Source organism: Photobacterium sp. HL06, assembly GCF_059552575.1.
This window is the reverse complement of sequence record NZ_CM183914.1, coordinates 670,831-690,767: the sequence shown is the minus strand read 5'-3', so window position 1 is coordinate 690,767 and position 19,937 is coordinate 670,831. Positions and strand designations below refer to the sequence as shown.

17 protein-coding genes are annotated in these 19,937 nt (G+C 49.4%); 1 reads left to right on the top strand and 16 read right to left on the bottom strand.

Annotation, left to right across the window (positions count from 1 at the left end; genetic code table 11):
* Positions 1 to 8: 8 nt before the first annotated feature.
* The 16 genes from dnaE to rpsB all read right to left on the bottom strand — a co-directional run bounded on the left by dnaE (position 9) and on the right by rpsB (position 18,619).
* Positions 9 to 3,488: a DNA polymerase III subunit alpha gene (gene dnaE, locus AC51G0_RS03380; protein ID WP_496300681.1), complete on the bottom strand. Its 3,480-nt coding sequence runs from the start codon at positions 3,486 to 3,488 to the stop codon at positions 9 to 11.
* Between the two features lie 135 nt (positions 3,489 to 3,623).
* On the bottom strand, positions 3,624 to 4,229 hold the full coding sequence (gene rnhB, locus AC51G0_RS03375) for a ribonuclease HII (RefSeq protein WP_496300680.1): 606 nt from the start codon (positions 4,227 to 4,229) through the stop codon (positions 3,624 to 3,626).
* Positions 4,230 to 5,369 carry a lipid-A-disaccharide synthase gene (gene lpxB / locus AC51G0_RS03370; RefSeq protein WP_496300679.1) on the bottom strand — a complete coding sequence of 380 codons (1,140 nt, stop codon included), beginning with the start codon at positions 5,367 to 5,369 and terminating at the stop codon, positions 4,230 to 4,232.
* Positions 5,370 to 5,371: 2 nt separating this feature from the next.
* Positions 5,372 to 6,160, bottom strand: a complete 789-nt coding sequence (gene lpxA, locus AC51G0_RS03365) for an acyl-ACP--UDP-N-acetylglucosamine O-acyltransferase (RefSeq protein WP_496300678.1) — start codon at positions 6,158 to 6,160, stop codon at positions 5,372 to 5,374.
* Positions 6,160 to 6,612: a 3-hydroxyacyl-ACP dehydratase FabZ gene (fabZ, locus tag AC51G0_RS03360; RefSeq protein WP_496300677.1), complete on the bottom strand. Its 453-nt coding sequence runs from the start codon at positions 6,610 to 6,612 to the stop codon at positions 6,160 to 6,162. The genes lpxA and fabZ overlap by 1 nt, the downstream gene beginning before the upstream one ends.
* A 102-nt stretch (positions 6,613 to 6,714) precedes the next feature.
* On the bottom strand, positions 6,715 to 7,740 hold the full coding sequence (lpxD, locus tag AC51G0_RS03355) for a UDP-3-O-(3-hydroxymyristoyl)glucosamine N-acyltransferase (RefSeq protein WP_496300676.1): 1,026 nt from the start codon (positions 7,738 to 7,740) through the stop codon (positions 6,715 to 6,717).
* A gap of 139 nt (positions 7,741 to 7,879) precedes the next feature.
* Complete coding sequence (locus tag AC51G0_RS03350; protein WP_496300675.1) at positions 7,880 to 8,389, bottom strand: OmpH family outer membrane protein; 510 nt, start codon at positions 8,387 to 8,389, stop codon at positions 7,880 to 7,882.
* Positions 8,390 to 8,408: 19 nt separating this feature from the next.
* On the bottom strand, positions 8,409 to 10,832 hold the full coding sequence (bamA, locus tag AC51G0_RS03345) for an outer membrane protein assembly factor BamA (RefSeq protein WP_496300674.1): 2,424 nt from the start codon (positions 10,830 to 10,832) through the stop codon (positions 8,409 to 8,411).
* A 46-nt stretch (positions 10,833 to 10,878) separates the two neighbouring features.
* Positions 10,879 to 12,234 carry a sigma E protease regulator RseP gene (gene rseP / locus AC51G0_RS03340; RefSeq protein ID WP_496300673.1) on the bottom strand — a complete coding sequence of 452 codons (1,356 nt, stop codon included), beginning with the start codon at positions 12,232 to 12,234 and terminating at the stop codon, positions 10,879 to 10,881.
* Complete coding sequence (ispC, locus tag AC51G0_RS03335; RefSeq protein ID WP_496300672.1) at positions 12,231 to 13,427, bottom strand: 1-deoxy-D-xylulose-5-phosphate reductoisomerase; 1,197 nt, start codon at positions 13,425 to 13,427, stop codon at positions 12,231 to 12,233. The genes rseP and ispC overlap by 4 nt, the downstream gene beginning before the upstream one ends.
* Before the next feature lie 183 nt (positions 13,428 to 13,610).
* Positions 13,611 to 14,459: a phosphatidate cytidylyltransferase gene (locus AC51G0_RS03330; protein ID WP_496300671.1), complete on the bottom strand. Its 849-nt coding sequence runs from the start codon at positions 14,457 to 14,459 to the stop codon at positions 13,611 to 13,613.
* Positions 14,460 to 14,618: 159 nt separating this feature from the next.
* The gene (gene uppS / locus AC51G0_RS03325) at positions 14,619 to 15,383 is read right to left on the bottom strand and encodes an undecaprenyl pyrophosphate synthase (RefSeq protein WP_496300670.1); all 765 of its coding nucleotides are present in this window, start codon (positions 15,381 to 15,383) and stop codon (positions 14,619 to 14,621) included.
* 79 nt (positions 15,384 to 15,462) lie between these two features.
* A complete protein-coding gene (gene frr / locus AC51G0_RS03320) occupies positions 15,463 to 16,020 on the bottom strand; it encodes a ribosome recycling factor (protein ID WP_128786068.1) in 558 nt (185 codons plus the stop codon).
* 86 nt (positions 16,021 to 16,106) lie between these two features.
* On the bottom strand, positions 16,107 to 16,835 hold the full coding sequence (gene pyrH / locus AC51G0_RS03315) for a UMP kinase (protein ID WP_496300669.1): 729 nt from the start codon (positions 16,833 to 16,835) through the stop codon (positions 16,107 to 16,109).
* 92 nt (positions 16,836 to 16,927) lie between these two features.
* Positions 16,928 to 17,773: a translation elongation factor Ts gene (gene tsf / locus AC51G0_RS03310; protein ID WP_496300668.1), complete on the bottom strand. Its 846-nt coding sequence runs from the start codon at positions 17,771 to 17,773 to the stop codon at positions 16,928 to 16,930.
* A 114-nt stretch (positions 17,774 to 17,887) separates the two neighbouring features.
* Positions 17,888 to 18,619, bottom strand: a complete 732-nt coding sequence (gene rpsB, locus AC51G0_RS03305) for a 30S ribosomal protein S2 (protein ID WP_496300667.1) — start codon at positions 18,617 to 18,619, stop codon at positions 17,888 to 17,890.
* Between the two features lie 322 nt (positions 18,620 to 18,941).
* Here rpsB and map point away from each other — a divergent pair, with 322 nt between their 5' ends.
* Positions 18,942 to 19,769, top strand: coding sequence for a type I methionyl aminopeptidase (gene map, locus AC51G0_RS03300; RefSeq protein ID WP_496300666.1), 828 nt, complete (start codon positions 18,942 to 18,944; stop codon positions 19,767 to 19,769).
* Positions 19,770 to 19,937 lie beyond the last annotated feature (168 nt).

The window sequence follows — 19,937 nt, the reverse complement described above, 5'->3', positions numbered from 1 at the left end:
GGGCTAATTTAATTAAACTCAAGCTCTACTTGCTTTTCACCCAGCAATACTTTGAGATCGGTAATTAATTGATCTGCCGGGGTAACACGCCACTCAGTCCCGAGGGTCAACTTGGCGCGTGCATTCGAGCGCTGATAGTACACATTCACCGGTACAGTACCTGCACGGTGTGGCTCCAGCACTTGGCTGAAGCGTTCAAAAAACTGCTCATCAATTTGCCTCTCAGTCACTGAGATAGCAAGTCCTCTCAAGTGCTTTTCTCTGGCTTCTGAGATATCCAGCACTTCTCTGGCCGACATTTTAAGGCCACCGTTAAAATCATCAAAGCTGACCTGTCCGGAAACCACGACGATTCTATCTTTTTCAAGCAAATCAATATACCGTTCCAGGGGCTCTGAGAACAACATCACTTCCATCCGCCCGCTGCGATCATCGAGCGTCATCAAGCCGATCCGGGTACCTCGCTTGGTGGTCATCACCCGGGCGGCAATCACCAAGCCCGCCACAGTCACCACTTTATCACGCCCGGTCGGGTGGGCATCTTTCAGGCGCCAGGTTGTATAATGCTTCAGCTCAGGTACATAGGTATTGATAGGGTGACCCGTCAGGTACAGGCCTAAGGTATCCCGCTCCCCTTCAAGCCACACTTTTTCCGGCCACTCTGGAATATTGGCATACGCATGCTCGACTTCTTCCGGTGCCGCAGTCAATACCCCAAACATATCCGTCTGGCCGAAAGCTTCTGCCTGGTGGTGCTGGCTGGCCGCTTTGATAGCATCGTCAAGTGTCGCCATCATTGCTGCACGGTTTGGTCCTAGTCGGTCCATCGCGCCAGATTTGATCAGCTTCTCCAACACACGTTTATTGACTTTTTTAGTGTCAATACGGGCACAGAAATCAAAGAGGTCCTTAAAGTGGCCGTCTTTTTCCCGCGCTTCAATGATGTTTTCAATCGGGCCTTCACCCACCCCTTTCACCGCCCCGATACCGTAGACGATCGCCCCGTTTTCATCGACATTAAACCGATAGAGGCCCTTGTTCACGTCAGGCGGCAGCAACTTTATTTTCATACGGTGGCATTCATCCACCAGGCCGACGATTTTATCGGTATTATCCATATCGGCGGTCATTACCGCCGCCATGAACTCTGCCGGATAGTGCGCCTTGAGCCACAATGTCTGGTACGACACCAATGCATAGGCTGCGGAGTGGGATTTGTTGAAGCCATACCCGGCAAACTTTTCTACCAGGTCAAAGATCTTCATCGCCAGCTCGCCGTCGACGCCGTTCTTCACGGCCCCGTCTTCAAAGGTGGCACGCTGCTTGGCCATCTCTTCCGGCTTTTTCTTACCCATCGCACGACGAAGCATATCTGCCCCACCCAAGGTATAGCCAGATAGAACCTGGGCAATCTGCATCACCTGTTCCTGGTACAAGATGATGCCGTAGGTTGGCTCGAGGATCTCTTTCAATGACTCGTGCTGCCACTTCTCATCCGGATAAGAGACCGCTTCACGGCCATGCTTACGGTCGATAAAGTTATCTACCATGCCCGACTGTAGCGGACCAGGACGGAACAGGGCTACCAGTGCGATCATATCTTCGAAGCAGTCTGGCTGAAGCCGTTTGATCAGATCTTTCATCCCGCGGGATTCAAGCTGGAATACCGCGGTGGACTCTGAACGTTGCAGCATCGCGAACGACTTAGCATCATCCATAGGGATCGCCGCGATATTCACCGGCTCTTCACCTTTGGCTACCAAGCGCGGGTTCACCATGCCTAATGCCCAGTCGATAATCGTCAGGGTACGAAGGCCAAGGAAGTCAAACTTAACCAAACCCGCGGTTTCAACATCATTCTTATCGAACTGGGTTACCGGGTTGCCCCCTTCTGCATCGCAATACAGCGGGGCAAAATCGGTAATGGTGGTTGGCGAAATAACCACACCACCGGCGTGCTTACCGGCATTTCGCGTCACCCCTTCCAGGATCCGGCACATGTCGATCAGCGCTTTAACTTCCTCATCCGCCTCGTAGACCTGGCCTAGCTGAGGTTCGGCATCAAATGCTTTAGCCAACGTCATGCCCGGCTCGGCAGGAACCAGTTTGGAGATACGGTCAACGAAACCATACGGGTGGCCAAGCACCCGGCCCACATCACGGATAACCGCTTTCGCCGCCATTGTACCGAAGGTGATGATCTGCGATACCGCATCCCGGCCATACATTTCCGCAACGTGATCGATAACCTGATCCCGTTTGTCCATACAGAAATCGATATCGAAATCGGGCATGGAAACACGTTCTGGGTTCAAGAATCGTTCGAACAGCAAGTCAAATTCGAGCGGATCCAAATCAGTGATATCCAGCGCATAGGCCACCAAGGAACCCGCACCAGAGCCTCGTCCCGGGCCTACTGGCACATCATTGTCTTTCGACCACTGGATAAATTCCATAACGATCAGGAAGTAACCAGGAAATCCCATCTGGTTAATAACGTCGAGTTCGATTTTTAGACGTTCATCATACTCAGGACGACATTTGGCACGTTCTTCTTCATCGGGAAAAAGGAATGCCAATCGGCGCTCTAGGCCTTTTTCAGACTCCTTAACCAAGAAGTCTTCGATAGTCATATCACCCGTCGGGAAGTTCGGCAGGAAATACTCGCCCAGGCGTACAGTGACATTACAGCGCTTGGCGATTTCGACACTGTTTTCCAGTGCTTCGGGAATGTCTGAGAACAACTCACACATTTCCTCTTCGCTGCGCAAATACTGTTGTTCGCTATACAATTTAGGACGGTTAGGATCCACCATGGTGTAACCGTCATGGATCGCAACCCGGATTTCATGGGCATCGAACTGATCCGGAGAGATCAACCTCACGTCATTGGTGGCCACCACCGGCAACTCTGCTTGCTCGGCTAATTCGACAGCAAAATGAAGGTAAGCATCTTCGTCAGCCCGTCCGGTGCGGACCAGCTCAAGGTAATAGCTATCCGGGAAATGGGCCTGGTAAAACGCCACGCAGCGCTCAACCATCGCTTGGTTGCCTTTCAGCAGTGCCTTGCCAACATCACCGCTTTTCCCCCCAGAGAGCAGGATCAGCCCTTTTTTGTGCTCGACCAGCCACTCTTTGTCCATCACAGGCATATGCTGAACATGGCCACGCTGGTAGGCTTTTGAAATCAGCATGGTCAGATTCTGGTAGCCATCATTATCTGCTGCCAGTATCGTCAGATCCGTCAGCTCCTCGCCCATTTCTTCCGACTGGACCTTGAAGTCAGCACCGATGATCGGCTTCACCCCGGCACCGTGGGCTGCAAAATAGAACTTCACCAAACCACAGAGGTTGGTGAAATCGGTCAGTGCCATTGCTGGCATCCCCATAGCCGCTACTTTTTTTACCAGCGGCGGGACTTTGGACAGACCGTCCACCATTGAGAAATCACTGTGGACACGTAGATGAATAAAGCGAGGTTCAGCCATGACTAACCAGATTGATGTGTTCTTGATAATTAAGCGAGGATTATAGCCCAAAGGGCTACAATCATCACCGAATGTGACCTAATGATCACTTCAGTGACCATTAAGCCAGCAACAAAACGGCACTCTGAGAGAAAATCAGTCGATGCCAAGAATGCGTTTCACGGGTTTAAAGCTTTTGCGATGCTGTTCAATCGCTCCCAGTTTTTCCAGCGCTTCAAAGTGTGCCTTGGTCGGGTAGCCTTTGTGCTTGGCAAAACCGTATCCCGGATACTGGGCGTCCAGCTCTTCCATTTCCCGATCCCGGGTAACCTTGGCCAAAATTGAGGCGGCGCTGATTTCAGCCACCCTCAAATCCCCTTTCACTACCGCCTGGGCTGCCATCGGTAATTGAGGGATCTTGTTGCCGTCAACCAGCACATAGTCAGGCTGTACGGCAAGGCCAGCCACCGCACGCTGCATCGCAACCATGGTCGCCTGCAGGATGTTCAGCTGATCAATTTCTTCTGGCTCACAACGGCCCAAAGACCACGCCAGCGCCTTCTCTTTGATCTCATCAAACAGGGCGTTTCGCTTTTTCTCACTCAGCTTTTTTGAGTCCGTCAGCCCGTCAATCGGGTTATTCGGGTCAAGGATCACCGCAGCCGTCACCACAGCGCCTACCAACGGGCCACGGCCGACTTCATCTACACCAGCAATACAGTTTGCCTGCGGGTACTCAAAAGGTTCTAAAATTATTGCCATTTATCTATCTATCAAATTCAGGACAGCCGCTGCTGCCTGTTTGTCCGCATCACACTTGATCAGCTGATGCAAACGGGAGAATTCAGCCATCAGCTCGCTGTTATCTGCGCTCAGGAAACGATCCACTTCTGCACATAATTTTTCGGGTACACAGTCGTCCTGGAGCAGTTCAGGTACTAACTCGCGATCGGCCAAAATATTGGCCAGCGAGACATACTTGGTTTTCAGCATCCGCTTCGCCAGCCATGCCGTGAGCGGTTTGACTTTATAGCCCACCACCATCGGGCGCTTGACCAGCATACACTCAAGCGCGACCGTACCGGAGGCCAGCAATACCGCATCAGCGGCAGTCATCACATTGCGGGCGGTATCATCAACCAGCACGAAATCGAGTTCCGGTGCGGTTTCCCGCCACGCCTGCTCAAACTGCTCGCGTCGTTTCTGGTTCACCAGCGCCACCACAAAGCCTAAATCTGGATGCTTTTGCTTGAGCAGCTTACAAGTCTCGATGAAAGGTGCAGCAAGCATCCCCATCTCACTGCCCCGGCTACCCGGCAACACTGCAAGCCAACGCTTGCTGTTATCGAGGTTAAGCAGCTCCCTAGCAGCCTGTTGGTCGGTTTGCAGCGGGATCGCGTCCGCCATAGTATGGCCGACAAACTCGCAAGGCACCTTGAACTTGTCGTAAAACGCTTTTTCAAACGGCAGGAAGGCCAAGACCAAGTTGGTCGCAGCTTCAATTTTGAAAATACGTTTCTGACGCCATGCCCATACTGACGGGCTGACATAATGCACCGTCTTGATGCCCCGTTGCTTTAAGTCCAGCTCAAGGCGCAGGTTAAAATCCGGCGCATCAATACCGACAAAAACATCCGGCGGGTTGTCGCTGAAATATTTCACCAGCTCAGCCTTTACCTTAAACAGGCGAGGCAGGCGGCCCAATACTTCAACAATCCCCATCACTGCTAGCTCTTCCATATCAAACAGCGTTTCACAGCCTTGTGCCTGCATACGCGGGCCGGCAATACCGACAAATTCGGCATCCGGGTACTGCTGTCTGACGGCCTGGATAAAGCCGGCACCTAAAATATCGCCGGAGATTTCCCCGGCGACAATTCCTATTCGAAGTGGCTTCGTCATAATTAGCGAATAATACCGCGTGTCGAGTTGTCGAAGAATTCGGTAAACAGCCCAACCGCTTTATGCTCTTTGGCCATTTCTTCAATTACCGGCTTCACTTCAGCCAATGTTTTACCTGAGCGGTACAACTCTTTGTACACCGCACGGATAGCACGGATCTCGGCTTTCTCGAAACCGCGGCGCTTCAGGCCTTCAACATTGATACCAAACGGTGCGCAGTGGTTGCCCTGCGCCATCACATACGGAGGCACATCCTGAACCACGATAGAACCGCCACCTAGCATACAGTGTGCACCGATAGTACAGAACTGGTGAATGGCGGTAATACCACCAATGATCGCATGATCACCGATGGTGACGTGGCCAGCCAGGGTCGCGTTATTGGCAAAAATACAACGGTCGCCAATCACACAGTCATGGGCAACATGGACATTGACCATAAACAGGTTGTCACTACCCACTTTGGTGATGCCGTTATCCTGAACGGTACCACGGTGCATCTGCACGCTTTCGCGGATAGTGTTGCGGTCACCGATTTCCAGGCGGGTCGGCTCGCCGGCGTATTTCAGGTCCTGGCACTCTTCACCGATGGACGCGAACTGAAAAATACGGTTCTCGCGGCCAATCTTGGTCGGGCCTTTGACCACGACGTGAGACATAATTTCGGTACCGTCACCGATTTCAACATCTGCGCCGATATAACTAAATGGGCCGACTTTTACATTCGCGCCAATTTTTACCCCTTCCTCGATGATCGCAGAAGGATGAATTTGTGCTGTTTCGTGGATCATTAGAACTCTCGTCTTGCGCATTTTAGCTCAGCAGAGCAAACCACACCGCCGTCAACTTTTGCTACGCCATTGAACATAGCAATACCACGACGCTCTTTTAGAAATTCCACTTCAATGATCATCTGATCACCTGGGACTACCGGCTTGCGGAATTTCGCATTATCGATACTGGCGAAATAATACAGTTCATTTTCAGCTGGCGCACCGAAGGTTTTAAATGCCAGCAGGCCTGTCGCCTGAGCCATTGCTTCAAGGATCATCACACCAGGAAATATCGGCATCTTTGGGAAGTGACCGGTAAACTGAGGCTCATTCACTGACACGTTTTTAACTGCCGTCAGGGTTTTACCCTCTTCATAGTTTGTGACGCGGTCAATCATCAGAAATGGATAACGATGCGGAAGAAGCTCTTTAATTTCTGTGATATTTAACGTTTTGTTATCGGTGGTCAAAACTGAATTCCTGTCTTAATAAAGTGTAAAATACTGCATAATTTTAACGCAAAACGGCCTACACGGAGTGTAGGCCTGTTTCAGCGGTGAAATTGGCAACAATTAGTTGTTTTCTTCCAATTTCTTCTCAACTGATTTAAGACGCTTGTTCATCTCGTCTATTTTCATTACCCGAGCAGCGGTTTTTCGCCACTCGCGGTTTGGCTGCAATGGGATACCGGAAGAAAACATACCTTTCTCTTCGATACTGCGCATCACCATCCCCATACCGGTAATCGTTACACCGTCTGCAATTTCAATGTGGCCATTGAGTACAGACGCGCCGCCGATAATACAGTACTTACCAATTTTTGTGCTGCCTGCGACAATAGTACCACCCGCCATGGCTGTACCATATCCGATTTGCACATTATGGGCGATTTGCAGTTGGTTATCGAGGATCACATTATCTTCAATAATGGTGTCATCCAGTGCACCACGGTCAATCGTTGTACACGCACCGATCTCAACGCGGTTACCGATACGGACAGTACCAAGCTGAGGGATCTTCACCCACTCACCTTTGTCGTTCGCATATCCGAAGCCATCAGCACCAATAACTGTACTGGATTGAACCAGGCACTGCTTGCCCAGCACAACACTGTGGTAAATGGTGACATTAGCCCACAGCTTGGTTCCAGCACCAATTTGGGCATTTTTACCAATGAAACAACCAGCACCAATCTGCACGTTGTCACCGATCTGAGCACCTGACTCAATCACAGCGTTATGGCCAATCGCCACACCTTCACCGATAACGGCATCATCAGCAATATACGCTGTTGGCGCAATGTCAGATGCTGACACTGGCGTAGTATCTAGCAGCTGTGCAACCAATGCATAGCCAAGGTATGGGTCTGCCATAATAAGGGCATTACCTGCAAAATAGTCAGCATCACCTTCTTTTAGCATGATAGCCGAAGCCTGACACTCCGCTAGGTGCTTACGGTATTTACTGCTCGACAGGAACGTGATCTGCCCTTCACCAGCGGTTGCCATACCAGCAATAGATTCAATGACGACAGTGCCATCTCCACGTAGCTCTGCACCCAGTTTAGCTGCTATTTCAGCAAGAGTAATTCCAGCCATTATTTACCTTATTCTTTTGTAGTTGTTCAGCTTTTAGTGCTGTTCTTATAAAGCAAAGCGAAAGTGCAGATTGTAACAAACTCAATCACACACTTTCGACTCGGCTTGAATAATTGCCAGCAAGCTGAAAAATTACCGTTTATTTAACTGCAGAGATCACCTTGGCAGACAAGTCATCTTTCGGGCTTGCATGAAGGACAGCATTCGCATCTAGGACAATGTTATAGCCTTCACGCTTGGCCACATCCTGGATAGCCTTACGAATTTTCTGCACCAGCTTCTGCTCTTCTTCTGCACCACGGCGGCGTTGATCTTCCTGCAGTGCTTTTGCTTTCAGCTTGTAATTGGACTCTAGTGAGGCCATTTCACGTTGAAGCTTAGTGCGGTCGCTTGAGCTCATCAGCTCACCGTCACGCTTCATCTTGTCTACTTTGGTTTTCATGCGACTTTCGAGACCACGTAGTTCGTCAATACGATCTTTAAATTCACCACGCAGTTTTTCAGCCACATTATACCTTTTTGCCAGCTGAGCCATAGCCTGACCAGTTGCAACATAGCCAACTTTTTGAGCAGCTTCCGCTGCCTGTGCATACATAGACGAAGACAGAATTACCAGGCTAAGACTTGCCGCTTTAATCCACTGTTTCAAAGGGTATCTCCTCAAAATTTTAGAATGTTCGTCCAATAGTGAAGGTAAAGAACTCTTCATCATCACCATCGTATTTCTTGATCGGACGAGCAATCGAGAATACGAGCGGCCCCATTGGTGACATCCACTGCAAAGCGGCACCATATGACGCACGGATCAATGACGGATCGGAATAATCATGTAAAAACTTTCCGTCGTCATCGGTTAAATCATACTCCGTATCCCAAACCGTACCGGCATCGACAAACACACTGGTTCGGATTTGGTTGCGGACTTCTTCTGAAGCAAACGGGGTCGGAACAATCAATTCAACACTGGCCAACGCAACGGCGTTACCGCCGGCCGCATCATCGGTACCTGTAGCACAGTTATTGTTGCCACCACCACTAACCCCACCAGATTCACAGCCACCTACGTAAACTGCTTTCGGACCAACAGTATTGGAGCGGAAACCACGCAGAGTAGAGAAACCACCAGCATAGAAGTTTTCATAGAAAGGCAGCAGGTGATCACTGCCGTTATCCGTTGTGCCGTAGCCGTTACCGTAGCCCAGCTTACCACGCAGCAACAGGCTGAAATCATGGTCTTCATTGAGCGGGAAGTACTGACGAACGTCATACTGAACCTTGAAGTACTGGGCATCAGAGCCCGGAATAGTCATCTGATACGAGGCGCGCTGGTGATTACCTGCTGTTGGGAAGTAACCCCGATTGAGGTTGTTCCGGGTCCAGGAAACCGACCAATCAAAGTCATCCAGTTCAATCACGTTGTCGCCACGGTTGAAGCCGTGGATCGTCTTGAACTTCTCGATTTGGTAGTACTCTTGGGTGTTTGAGATCTTGTTATGATCATAACCGAGACCAAACTCGAAGAAGTTCAGCTCATCAAACGGGAAACCCCAGGTCAGGCTGGTACCATAGCTCTGGTTGGTATAGTCAGAGATGTTGGCATCGGATGCCTCGAACTCGTTGTAGTACACCTTGCCACCAAGGCTGATCCCATCGAGGGTAAAGTACGGATCACGGTACTCCAGGCTGACATTCTTCTGGTAATCGTTCATCATCGCATTGATACCAAAGCGATTACCGGTACCCAGGAAGTTATCCTGCTGAATTCCCGCTTGGAAGCTCACGCCGGATTCAGTACCATAACCCACACCGAAGTTGATATTACCGGCATTGGCCTCTTTGACGTTGTACTTGATATCGACCTGATCGTCACTGCCCGGTACACGTACGGTCTGGACATCCACGTTTTCAAAGAAACCGGTACGGCTAAGACGCTCTTTACCACGCTCGATTGACTTCGAGTTCAACCAGCTGCCTTCCATCTGGCGCATTTCGCGGCGCAGCACTTCATCTTTGGTCGAGGTATTGCCCGAGAATGAAATATTGCGCACGTAGATACGCTTACCCGGCTCCACGTTGACAATCAGTGATACCTGCTTATTTTCATCATCGAAGTCAGGGATGGTGGTTACTTGCGGGTACGCATAGCCAAGCTCTCCCAGCTTACGCTTCACGGCTTCTTCAAGGGCGGTGACTTTCGCACCGTTATAGATGTCGCCGGCACCAATGGTTACCAAGCTCTCCAGCTCACTCGCCTTGCCAAGAAGCTCCCCACGGAAGGTCACATCCTTAACGCTGTATTGCTCACCTTCATTGACTTTCAGGGTGATATACACCCCTTTCTTATCCGGTGAGATCGCAACCTGGGTCGCATCAAGCTTGTACTTGAGGTAACCATTGTTCAGGTACATGGATCTCAGCGTTTCCAAATCGCCCGCAAGTACCTGCTTTTGATACTTCTTATCTGCGAGGAAGTTCCACCACGGTACTTCTGCCTGCAGATTGAATTTTCCCTGAAGCTCTTCGTCAGAGAAAACGTCATTGCCGACAAAGTTGATTTGCTGGATCTTGGCCGAGACACCTTCGGTAAAGACAAATTTCAGATCGGCCCGGTTACGCGGCAACGGAGTGACAACCGCTTTTACCGTCGCATTATATTTCCCGACACTGTAGTAGAAATCTTCAAGGCCTTTTTCAATCTTGCTTAATGTCGTCCGGTCCAGCGCTTCACCTATGGTAATACGCGAAGCATCGAGGTTCTCTTTCAGCTGTTCTTCTTTAATCGCTTTGTTGCCAGAGAAGGTGATATTAGCAATCGTCGGACGCTCAAGGACTTTAATTAACAGTGTATTGCCATCACGGTAGACTTTAATATCTTCAAAATTGCCAGAAGCAAAAAGCGCCTGAATCATTTCCGAGACATCACGCTCATCAACATCGTCACCAACACGGACCGGCATTTTCAATAATGCCGCACCCAGCGTAACGCGCTGCAAGCCTTCGAAACGAATATCATCAACTACAAATTGTTCCGCGCTCTGCGCAACACTGCTACCGAGTAAAAGTGATGCGACCAACAGTTTTTTCATCGCCATTAGTGTTCTGATTATTCCTTGCTAAAAACGCACTTATTCGCACTTATTAAAGGCGGGTAAAATCATTGAATAGCGCAACGGCCATTAACGCAACCAAAATGGCTGATCCCACTCTGTAGCCTATATCCTGAACACGTTCAGAAACAGGACGACGTGTTACCGCTTCAATGGCGAAGAACATCAAATGTCCGCCATCTAACACTGGCAGCGGTAACAAGTTAACAATACCTAAGTTCACACTGATCAATGCCAAAAATCCAAGGAAATAGACCACACCGTAGTCGGCGGTCATTCCCGCTCCTTTGGCAATGGAGATCGGGCCACTCAAGTTTTTAATTGCAACATCGCCCGTGACCAGCTTGGTCACCATATCAAAGGTTAAAGTCACCAACCGCCATGTTTTTTCCGCAGCCTTGCCGACTGCTTCAAAAGGGCCATATTGTAAATTAATTCGGTAAGACTCCGGCCAAGGCTCAACTTTCGGCGCAAAGCCTGCGTAGCCAATAACCTCCCCATCACGCTGTGTTTTCGCATTAGGTGTTATTGTCAGCGATACCCTCTCTCCCTCACGCAGCACTTCCATGACAAGAGCCTGAGACGGATGGGAACGCACAGCATCAACCACCTGCTGCCACTTCGTTACCGGGGTAGCATTAATCGCTACTATTTCGTCATTTAACTTTAAACCTGCCTCAATGGCTGCGCCATCATCAACCAGTTGTGAGATGACCAGCGTAATATCAGGCGAGTATGGCGTGATCCCCAAGGATGTCAGTACCCGCTCACTGTCCGGATCAAACGACCAGGTGGTCAGATCAAGGGTACGCTGCACTTCATACTCGTTGTCAGGTTCGGAGACAGTAACAACCATCTCTTTATCACCGATATGGGAAATCATCGCCATATTAACGGATTCCCAATCAGCGGTTTTGATTCCTGAAATGGATTTTAGTTCCATTCCATTGCTAATTCCTGCTTCAGCAGCAATAGATTGCGGAGCAATTTCACCAATCACCGGGCGAACTGCCGGTACTCCGATCAAATAAACCACCCAATAGGCAAAGATAGCAAAAATGAAATTTGCCAGCGGGCCGGCTGCGACAATCGCACTGCGCTGCCATAATGCCTTATTATTGAAGGCTTGGTGCTTTCGCTCTTCCGGTACATCATCCACCCGCTCATCGAGCATCTTGACGTAACCGCCCAGCGGGATCATTGCCAACGTATATTCTGTGCCGTCTTTACCCACTTTCCGCCACAGGGATTTACCAAAACCAATCGAGAAACGTTCGACAAATACGCCACAGCGACGGGCAACCCAGAAGTGACCATATTCATGGACGGCAATTAATATTCCCAGGGCCAGCAAAAAAGCCCCAAGATTCCACAATATTCCCATCATACTGATACCTTACTAATCACTTCTTGCGCTAAAATTCGAGCTATTTTATCCAGCTCAATGACGCTTTCCAAGTCAGTCGGCTCCGCCATTTGCGCCAGCTCTAGAACCTGACTATTCACTTGAGCGATATCGGTAAACCTTAGCTGATTATTCAAAAATGCCGCCACCGCTTCTTCATTGGCAGCATTTAGGGCTGTTGTTGCTGCCTGGCCCGCATAGCAGGCATCCATCGCCAATTTCAGGCAAGGGTAGCGATTAAAATCAGGCTGTAGGAAAGTGAACTCCCCGACTTTACTGAAATCCAGTGGCGCCACCCCCGCATCTACTCTTTCAGGATAGGACATTGCACAGGCGATGGGCGTTCTCATATCAGGCAATCCCATTTGCGCCAGCACCGAGCCATCTTTGTACTGCACCATGGAGTGAATGACTGACTGGGGATGAATAATGACATCCATTTGCTCCCGGGCCGCATTAAATAGCCAACGCGCCTCGATATATTCCAGCCCTTTATTCATCATCGTCGCTGAATCGACGGAAATCTTTGGTCCCATAGACCAATTGGGGTGGGCAATGGCCATTTCAGGTGTCACGGCTGCCAGCTCAGCCACATCGGTATAACGAAACGGGCCGCCCGAGCCTGTAAGCAAAATCTTACTGATCCCATGCTTTTCAAGATCGCAGCGTCCCATCGCGCGCTGGATCTCAGCAGGCAGACTCTGGAAAATAGCATTATGTTCACTGTCTACCGGCAGCAGTTCGGCACCATATTGCTGACAGGCATCGATAAACATCTGCCCAGACATCACCAGGGCTTCCTTGTTCGCCAGCAGGATGCGTTTACCCGCTTTTACCGCAGCCATTGTCGGCAGCAGGCCAGCCGCCCCGACAATGGCTGCCATGACGGTATCCACTTCGTCCAGTGCCGCTACCTGGCACATTCCCGCCGCACCAGCAAGAACTTCAGTTGGGATATTATGCTGATTCAGTATTGCTCTCAGCTCCGCAGCCGCAGATTCAGAGGCCATTGCGGCATATTTCGGTTTCCATTGCTGGCATAGCTCAAACATTTTCTGGCTATTGGTGCCTGCAGCCAGCGCAACCACGTCAAACAAATGCGGGTTTTGTGCCGCTACCGCCAACGTACTACTTCCGATAGAGCCAGTAGCGCCAAGAATCGTTAACTTACGCATAAAATCACTTAATTCAGCCGTGAAAAGCAGCCCTAGCAGGCTGCTCAGTAAAACAGGGATCAGCTAAGCTCATATTGCCCTGCTGGACAAGATCGCTGCCTTGCTAGCCACTATCAAAGTGCTTATACAGTGAGTAAGCACTCTTTAATTATGGCTGACATTACACAGCGAAAACTGGCTACATCATACTAGCCAAAGGTAGAGCAAAGCAAAAACAGGAAGGGCAGCCGTCAGGCTATCGATACGATCGAGGATCCCGCCGTGTCCTGGAAGGATACTGCCGCTGTCTTTGATACCCGAGGCGCGCTTGAACATGCTCTCGACCAAGTCTCCCAGTACAGAAGCGATCACCGTAATAACGGCAATCACCAGCAGGCTACCTAGGCTAACAAAAGGAATATCCATCAATGCCGCACCGCCCCAAGTCACGAGTACAGCCAGCACAGCGCCACCGGCAAGGCCTTCAAGCGTCTTGTTCGGGCTAACTGCGGGTGCCATCTTGTGCTTACCGAAGCGTTTGCCTGAAAAGTAGGCGCCCGTATCGGCCGACCATACCAAGAAACAAACCAGCAACACCAGCTTGGCACCATGATACGGCGATTCGGCATAATTGACAGCGCGGAGCATTAACACGCTCCAGAAGAAAGGGATAAGGGTCAATAAACCAAAAAGGTATTTCAGAGCAGAGGCTTTAGACCAAAGGGATGAACTAGAAGGGTAAGTCACTGCTAACGTGGAAGCCACCAGCCACCAGAGCCCACCCAACAGCAACATATACTGATGTGACTGAGCCAAGGCAGACAAGGTTGCCACATCCATCGGCATTACTGCGAGCGATGCGCCCAGTGCAATAACAGGCACTAGCATTGCGCCCCAGCGCGATTTCGCATCAACAAATTGTGTCCATTCCCAAAAACCGACCATGGTAACCGCCGCTAAAGCGAAAACAAAAGCAGGGAAAGGTAAAAGAAAGATCCCTGCTATTACTAACGGTGCGAGGATTAGAGCGGTAATAATACGTTGCTTTAGCAAGCTGCGTCCTCTCGTTTTTCATTATTGGTTAGTAACAACTCAGCATTTCTGTGTTGCTGTCTGTTTATTGCTACATATACAAGCCACTAAAAAGGCATCAGGTAATATCCAAGATGCCTCAATGGTAGCTACCAAGAATAGCCATAAACCGAATAGTTACTATTTTTGTAATAAAGCCTGTATCTGCTCGCCAGTGCAGCCAAAGCGGCGCTCGCGGTTCACATACCATGCCACGGCATCCACCAGGCTTTGCTCGTCAAAATCAGGCCAGTGCTGCTCAGTAAAGTACAGCTCGGCGTAGGCCATCTGCCACAACATGAAATTACTAATGCGGCATTCACCACTGGTACGGATCAGTAGGTCGACATCTGGCAGTCCCGAGGTCGACAGGCCTTGTGCCAGCATATCTTCGGTAATATCTTCCGCCGTCAGCCCTTGCTCGGCAACTTGCTGTGCCAGACGTTTGGTCGCCTGCAGGATATCCCACTGACCGCCATAGTTAGCCGCGACATTCAGTACCATACCGGTATTGTTTGCAGTCAGCGACTCAGCATCAGCAATTTTTTTCTGCAACCGCTGGCTAAAGCGGGCGGTATCACCAATGATCCGTAACTGTATGTTGTTCTTGTGCAGGCGTTTCACTTCACGACTTAACACCGTCATGAAGAGCTCCATCAACAGTGACACCTCATCTTCCGGACGACGCCAGTTCTCGCTACTAAAAGCGAAGAGTGTCACCGCCTGGATACCGAGGCGGTTTGCAGTCGAGACTGTTTTACGTACGGCTTCAACGCCAGCCTTATGGCCAAACACTCGAGCTTTGCCCTTTGCTTTTGCCCAGCGACCATTGCCATCCATAATCACGGCAACATGCTTCGGCAAACTATCAGCAGAAAGTGCAGTATCGATTGTATGCTCTGCCATACATCTCCCTCAAAAAAAAAGCGCCGTGCTGCACGCACAGCGCCTCAAACCTCATCAAGCTAATAAAGACACCTACGTCTTATACTTCCATTAGCTCTTTTTCTTTCACTTCAAGAACAGCGTCAATATTTTTAACCGCGGCATCTGTCAGCTTTTGAATCTCGTCTTGTGCACGGCGATCATCATCTTCAGAAATTTCTTTCTCTTTCAGCAGCGCTTTAACATCTGCATTTGCATCACGACGGATATTACGAATAGCAACACGGCCCTGCTCAGCTTCTGCACGTACGATCTTAACCAGATCGCGACGACGCTCTTCTGTCAGCGGCGGTAATGGCACACGGATAACCGTGCCCGCAGACATTGGGTTCAGGCCTAGATCAGACATCATGATCGCTTTTTCAACTTTCTGCGTCAGCTCTTTATCGAAAACAGTGATCGCCAGTGTACGAGAATCTTCAGCAACAACGTTTGCCAGCTGCTTAAGCGGCGTGTTAGCTCCGTAATATTCTACGTAGATAGTATCTAGCAGGCTTGGGTGAGCACGACCCGTACGTACTTTCGCCAGTTGGTTTTTCAGCGCTTCAACGCTTTTGCCCATGCGCTCTTGCGCATCTTGTTTAATTGCATCAATCACGATTAATACCCTTAATGATTCGGTAATAGCAGGAGCGCTTACGCTCCCTGCCTGAATTAGTCGTCAGAACTTATCTTGCTAAAAGCTTAGTCGTTCGAGATCAAGGTGCCTTCTTGCTCACCCATTACCACGCGGCGAAGCGAACCAGGCTTATTCATGTTGAAAACACGAATCGGCATGCTGTGGTCACGTGCAAGAGTAAATGCAGCTAAGTCCATCACTTTAAGTTCTTTTTCAAGAACATCTTGATAGCCTAGCTTATCACAAAGAACAGCATCTGGGTTTTTAACTGGGTCATCTGTGAATACACCGTCAACTTTTGTTGCTTTCAGTACCACATCAGCTTCGATTTCGATGCCGCGCAAACATGCTGCAGAATCTGTGGTAAAGAACGGGTTACCCGTACCGGCAGAGAAGATCACCACGCGGCCCTGGCGCAGCTGGCTAATAGCATCAGCCCAGTTGTAGTTGTCACACACGCCGTTCAACGGAATTGCAGACATCACCCGAGCGTTCACATAGGCACGGTGCAACGCATCACGCATCGCCAGGCCATTCATCACTGTTGCTAGCATACCCATGTGATCGCCCACAACTCGGTTCATACCTGCTTCTGCAAGGCCAGCACCACGGAATAGGTTACCACCACCGATAACAAGGCCAACTTGTACGCCTAGCTCAATCAGTTCTTTGATTTCCTGAGCCATTCGGTCAAGAACTTGTGCGTCAATACCAAAACCTTCTGAGCCCTGCAGTGCTTCACCACTGAGTTTCAGCAAAATTCGTTGATAAGTCGGTTTAGGATTTGTGGTCATTAGGTTTACCTTCCAGGCTTACAAATAGAGATATGGAGTTGTAAAAAGACCGCAGCCTTGGCTACGGTCTTTGGAGTTCGTTTCAAGAAGGATTAACCCTTCTGAACAGCTGCAACTTCTTCAGCGAAGCTCATTTCTTGAGCTTTCTCGATACCTTCACCAACTTCTAGGCGGATGAAGTTAGTTACTGTTGCGCCTTTAGCTTTAAGCATTGCGCCAACAGTTTGAGAAGGGTCCATGATGAACGCCTGACCAGTTAGAGAAACTTCGCCAGTGAACTTCTTCATGCGGCCAACAACCATTTTCTCTGCGATCTCTTGTGGCTTGCCAGATTCAACAGCGATAGCTACTTGGATTGCTTTTTCTTTCTCAACTACGTCAGCAGGTACGTCTTCTGGGTTAACAAACTCAGGCTTAGACGCTGCGATGTGCATTGCAACATGCTTGATAGTTTCTTCGTCAGCATCACCAGCAACAACAACACCGATACGGTCGCCGTGACGGTAAGAACCCACTTTAGCGCCTTCGATGAACTCAACACGACGGATGCTGATGTTCTCACCGATTTTAGCAACTAGTGCGATACGCGTTTCTTCAAACTTAGCTTGAAGTGCTGCGATATCTAGACGCTCAGCCAGTGCAGCGTCAAGAACTTCGTTAGCAAATGCCAGGAAGCCAGCATCTTTTGCTACGAAGTCAGTTTGGCAGTTAACTTCAAGAAGAGCAGCAACACCGTCTGCATCTTTGATTAGGATCGTGCCTTCAGCAGCAACGTTACCTGCTTTTTTAGCAGCCTTAGCAGCACCGCTCTTACGCATGTTTTCGATCGCTAGTTCAATGTCAGCGTTCGCTTCAACAAGCGCTTTTTTACATTCCATCATGCCTGCGCCAGTACGTTCACGCAGTTCTTTAACTAGGGCAGCTGTAACTGTTGCCATTGTCATATCCTCAGTTTAAATACTTGGGTATAAAAATCAGGGGCCGATAATAGGCCCCTGGTAACCATTCTTAGTTTACACAAGGTAACTTAAGAAGCTCAAAAGAGCAGGCTATTATTCAGCTTCAGCTACGAAACCATCTTGCTCAGCTTGAACAACGATGTCTTGGTTACGTGCTTCAGTTACAGTTTGTGCTACAGCACCAGTGTAAAGCTGAATAGAACGGATTGCATCATCGTTACCAGGAACGATGAAATCAACGCCGTCTGGGTTAGAGTTAGTATCTACAACAGCAAATACTGGGATACCCAGGTTGTTAGCTTCTTTAATTGCAATGTGTTCGTGATCAGCATCGATTACGAACATAGCGTCTGGTAGGCCGCCCATGTTCTTGATACCGCCAAGAGACTTCTCAAGCTTCTCCATTTCACGAGTACGCATTAGCGCTTCTTTCTTGGTTAGCTTGTCGAAAGTACCGTCAGTAGACTGAACTTCTAGGTCTTTTAGACGCTTGATTGACTGGCGAACAGTTTTCCAGTTAGTTAGCATGCCGCCTAACCAACGGTTGTTTACGTAAAACTGGTCACAGCTAATCGCTGCTTCTTTGATTGATTCGCTGGCTGCACGCTTAGTACCAACAAAAAGAACTTTACCCTTGCGAGCAGAAATCTTGTTGATTTCAGCAAGAGCGTCGTTGAACATTGGTACAGTTTTCTCAAGGTTGATGATATGTACCTTGTTACGAGCACCAAAGATGAATGGCTTCATTTTTGGGTTCCAGTAACGAGTTTGGTGACCGAAGTGAACACCAGCCTTAAGCATGTCGCGCATTGATACAGTTGCCATTGAATATTCCTCTATGGGGTTAGGCGTCCACATATCCCATTCTACCGACCCATGATCTGCATTACTGCAAACCTGCAGCCTCGCGAAAGACTGATGAGCACCCCGGAGAATGTGCCGATATGTGTGAGTGATTAATAAAAGTATGTGTAATTTAACCAACAGGGTCGAAACACAAGTTAGCTAATTACGGCGCGCTTTATACCATATTTTGCTAACCAAAATCTAGCCTAATTATAGTTGAAGCCACCAAACTTGGTTTCCAACCAGCGCCCTCACTGTTACCATATAACCAATAGAAAACAGTCAACGTAGAGAAGATTGGATGAGCATCAAGATCAAAACGGCTGATGAAATTGAGAAAATGCGCGTTGCAGGCCGTTTGGCTGCAGATGTGCTGGAAATGATCGAACCGCACGTTAAAGCAGGTGTGACTACCGAAGAGCTGGATCGTATCTGCCATGAGTACATTACCAACGAGCAAGGTGCCATTCCTGCACCGCTTAACTACCATGGTTTCCCAAAATCAATCTGTACATCGATTAATCATGTTATTTGCCACGGTATCCCTGCCGAGCAGGACGAAACGGTTAACAGCAAGTACAACAAACCTGCAATATTGAAAGACGGCGATATCATCAACATTGATATCACTGTCATCAAAGACGGCTACCACGGTGATACTTCCAAGATGTTTGAAGTCGGCGAAGTGTCACTGGAAGACAAACGCCTATGCCGCGTTGCCCAGGAAAGCCTGTACCTGGCGATGAAAAAAGTAAAACCTGGAGCGAAACTGGGTGAAATCGGTACTGCTATCCAGAAATTCATCAAAAGCGGCAGCAGCCGCTTCTCGATTGTGAAAGACTTCTGCGGCCATGGGATCGGCAATGAATTCCACGAAGAACCGCAGGTTGTTCACTACAAGAACAACGACCGTACCGTACTGAAGGCCGGTATGTGCTTCACTATCGAGCCAATGATCAACGCCGGCAAGTTTGGCTGTGATGTCGATGACAACGATGGCTGGACGGTCTATACGGTCGACGGCAAGAAGTCGGCACAGTGGGAGCACACCCTGCTGGTCACCGACACTGGCTGTGAAGTGCTGACCCTGCGCAAAGAAGAAAGCATCCCACGCCAGATGCACAACTAATCCAGATAGCCGACCGCCAGGTCGGCTTCTTATACCCAAACCACTTCAAGATGCCGGATTCAGAGTGATTTCAGCAAGTTCAGTTCAAGGAAAATGACGGTAGGAATGGTGGCCCCCTTTCAACGTCATTTAACACAGAAATGGGCTTGCTGAATCACTCCCGAAGGG

Coding starts and splice junctions, on each gene's coding strand:
- dnaE (WP_496300681.1), bottom strand. CDS start 3,488: ATGGCTGAACCTCGCTTTATTCATCTACGTGTCCACAGTGATTTCTCA.
- rnhB (WP_496300680.1), bottom strand. CDS start 4,229: ATGGCAATAATTTTAGAACCTTTTGAGTACCCGCAGGCAAACTGTATT.
- lpxB (WP_496300679.1), bottom strand. CDS start 5,369: ATGACGAAGCCACTTCGAATAGGAATTGTCGCCGGGGAAATCTCCGGC.
- lpxA (WP_496300678.1), bottom strand. CDS start 6,160: ATGATCCACGAAACAGCACAAATTCATCCTTCTGCGATCATCGAGGAA.
- lpxD (WP_496300676.1), bottom strand. CDS start 7,740: ATGGCTGGAATTACTCTTGCTGAAATAGCAGCTAAACTGGGTGCAGAG.
- bamA (WP_496300674.1), bottom strand. CDS start 10,832: ATGGCGATGAAAAAACTGTTGGTCGCATCACTTTTACTCGGTAGCAGT.
- rseP (WP_496300673.1), bottom strand. CDS start 12,234: ATGATGGGAATATTGTGGAATCTTGGGGCTTTTTTGCTGGCCCTGGGA.
- ispC (WP_496300672.1), bottom strand. CDS start 13,427: ATGCGTAAGTTAACGATTCTTGGCGCTACTGGCTCTATCGGAAGTAGT.
- uppS (WP_496300670.1), bottom strand. CDS start 15,383: ATGGCAGAGCATACAATCGATACTGCACTTTCTGCTGATAGTTTGCCG.
- pyrH (WP_496300669.1), bottom strand. CDS start 16,835: ATGACCACAAATCCTAAACCGACTTATCAACGAATTTTGCTGAAACTC.
- tsf (WP_496300668.1), bottom strand. CDS start 17,773: ATGGCAACAGTTACAGCTGCCCTAGTTAAAGAACTGCGTGAACGTACT.
- rpsB (WP_496300667.1), bottom strand. CDS start 18,619: ATGGCAACTGTATCAATGCGCGACATGCTTAAGGCTGGTGTTCACTTC.
- map (WP_496300666.1), top strand. CDS start 18,942: ATGAGCATCAAGATCAAAACGGCTGATGAAATTGAGAAAATGCGCGTT.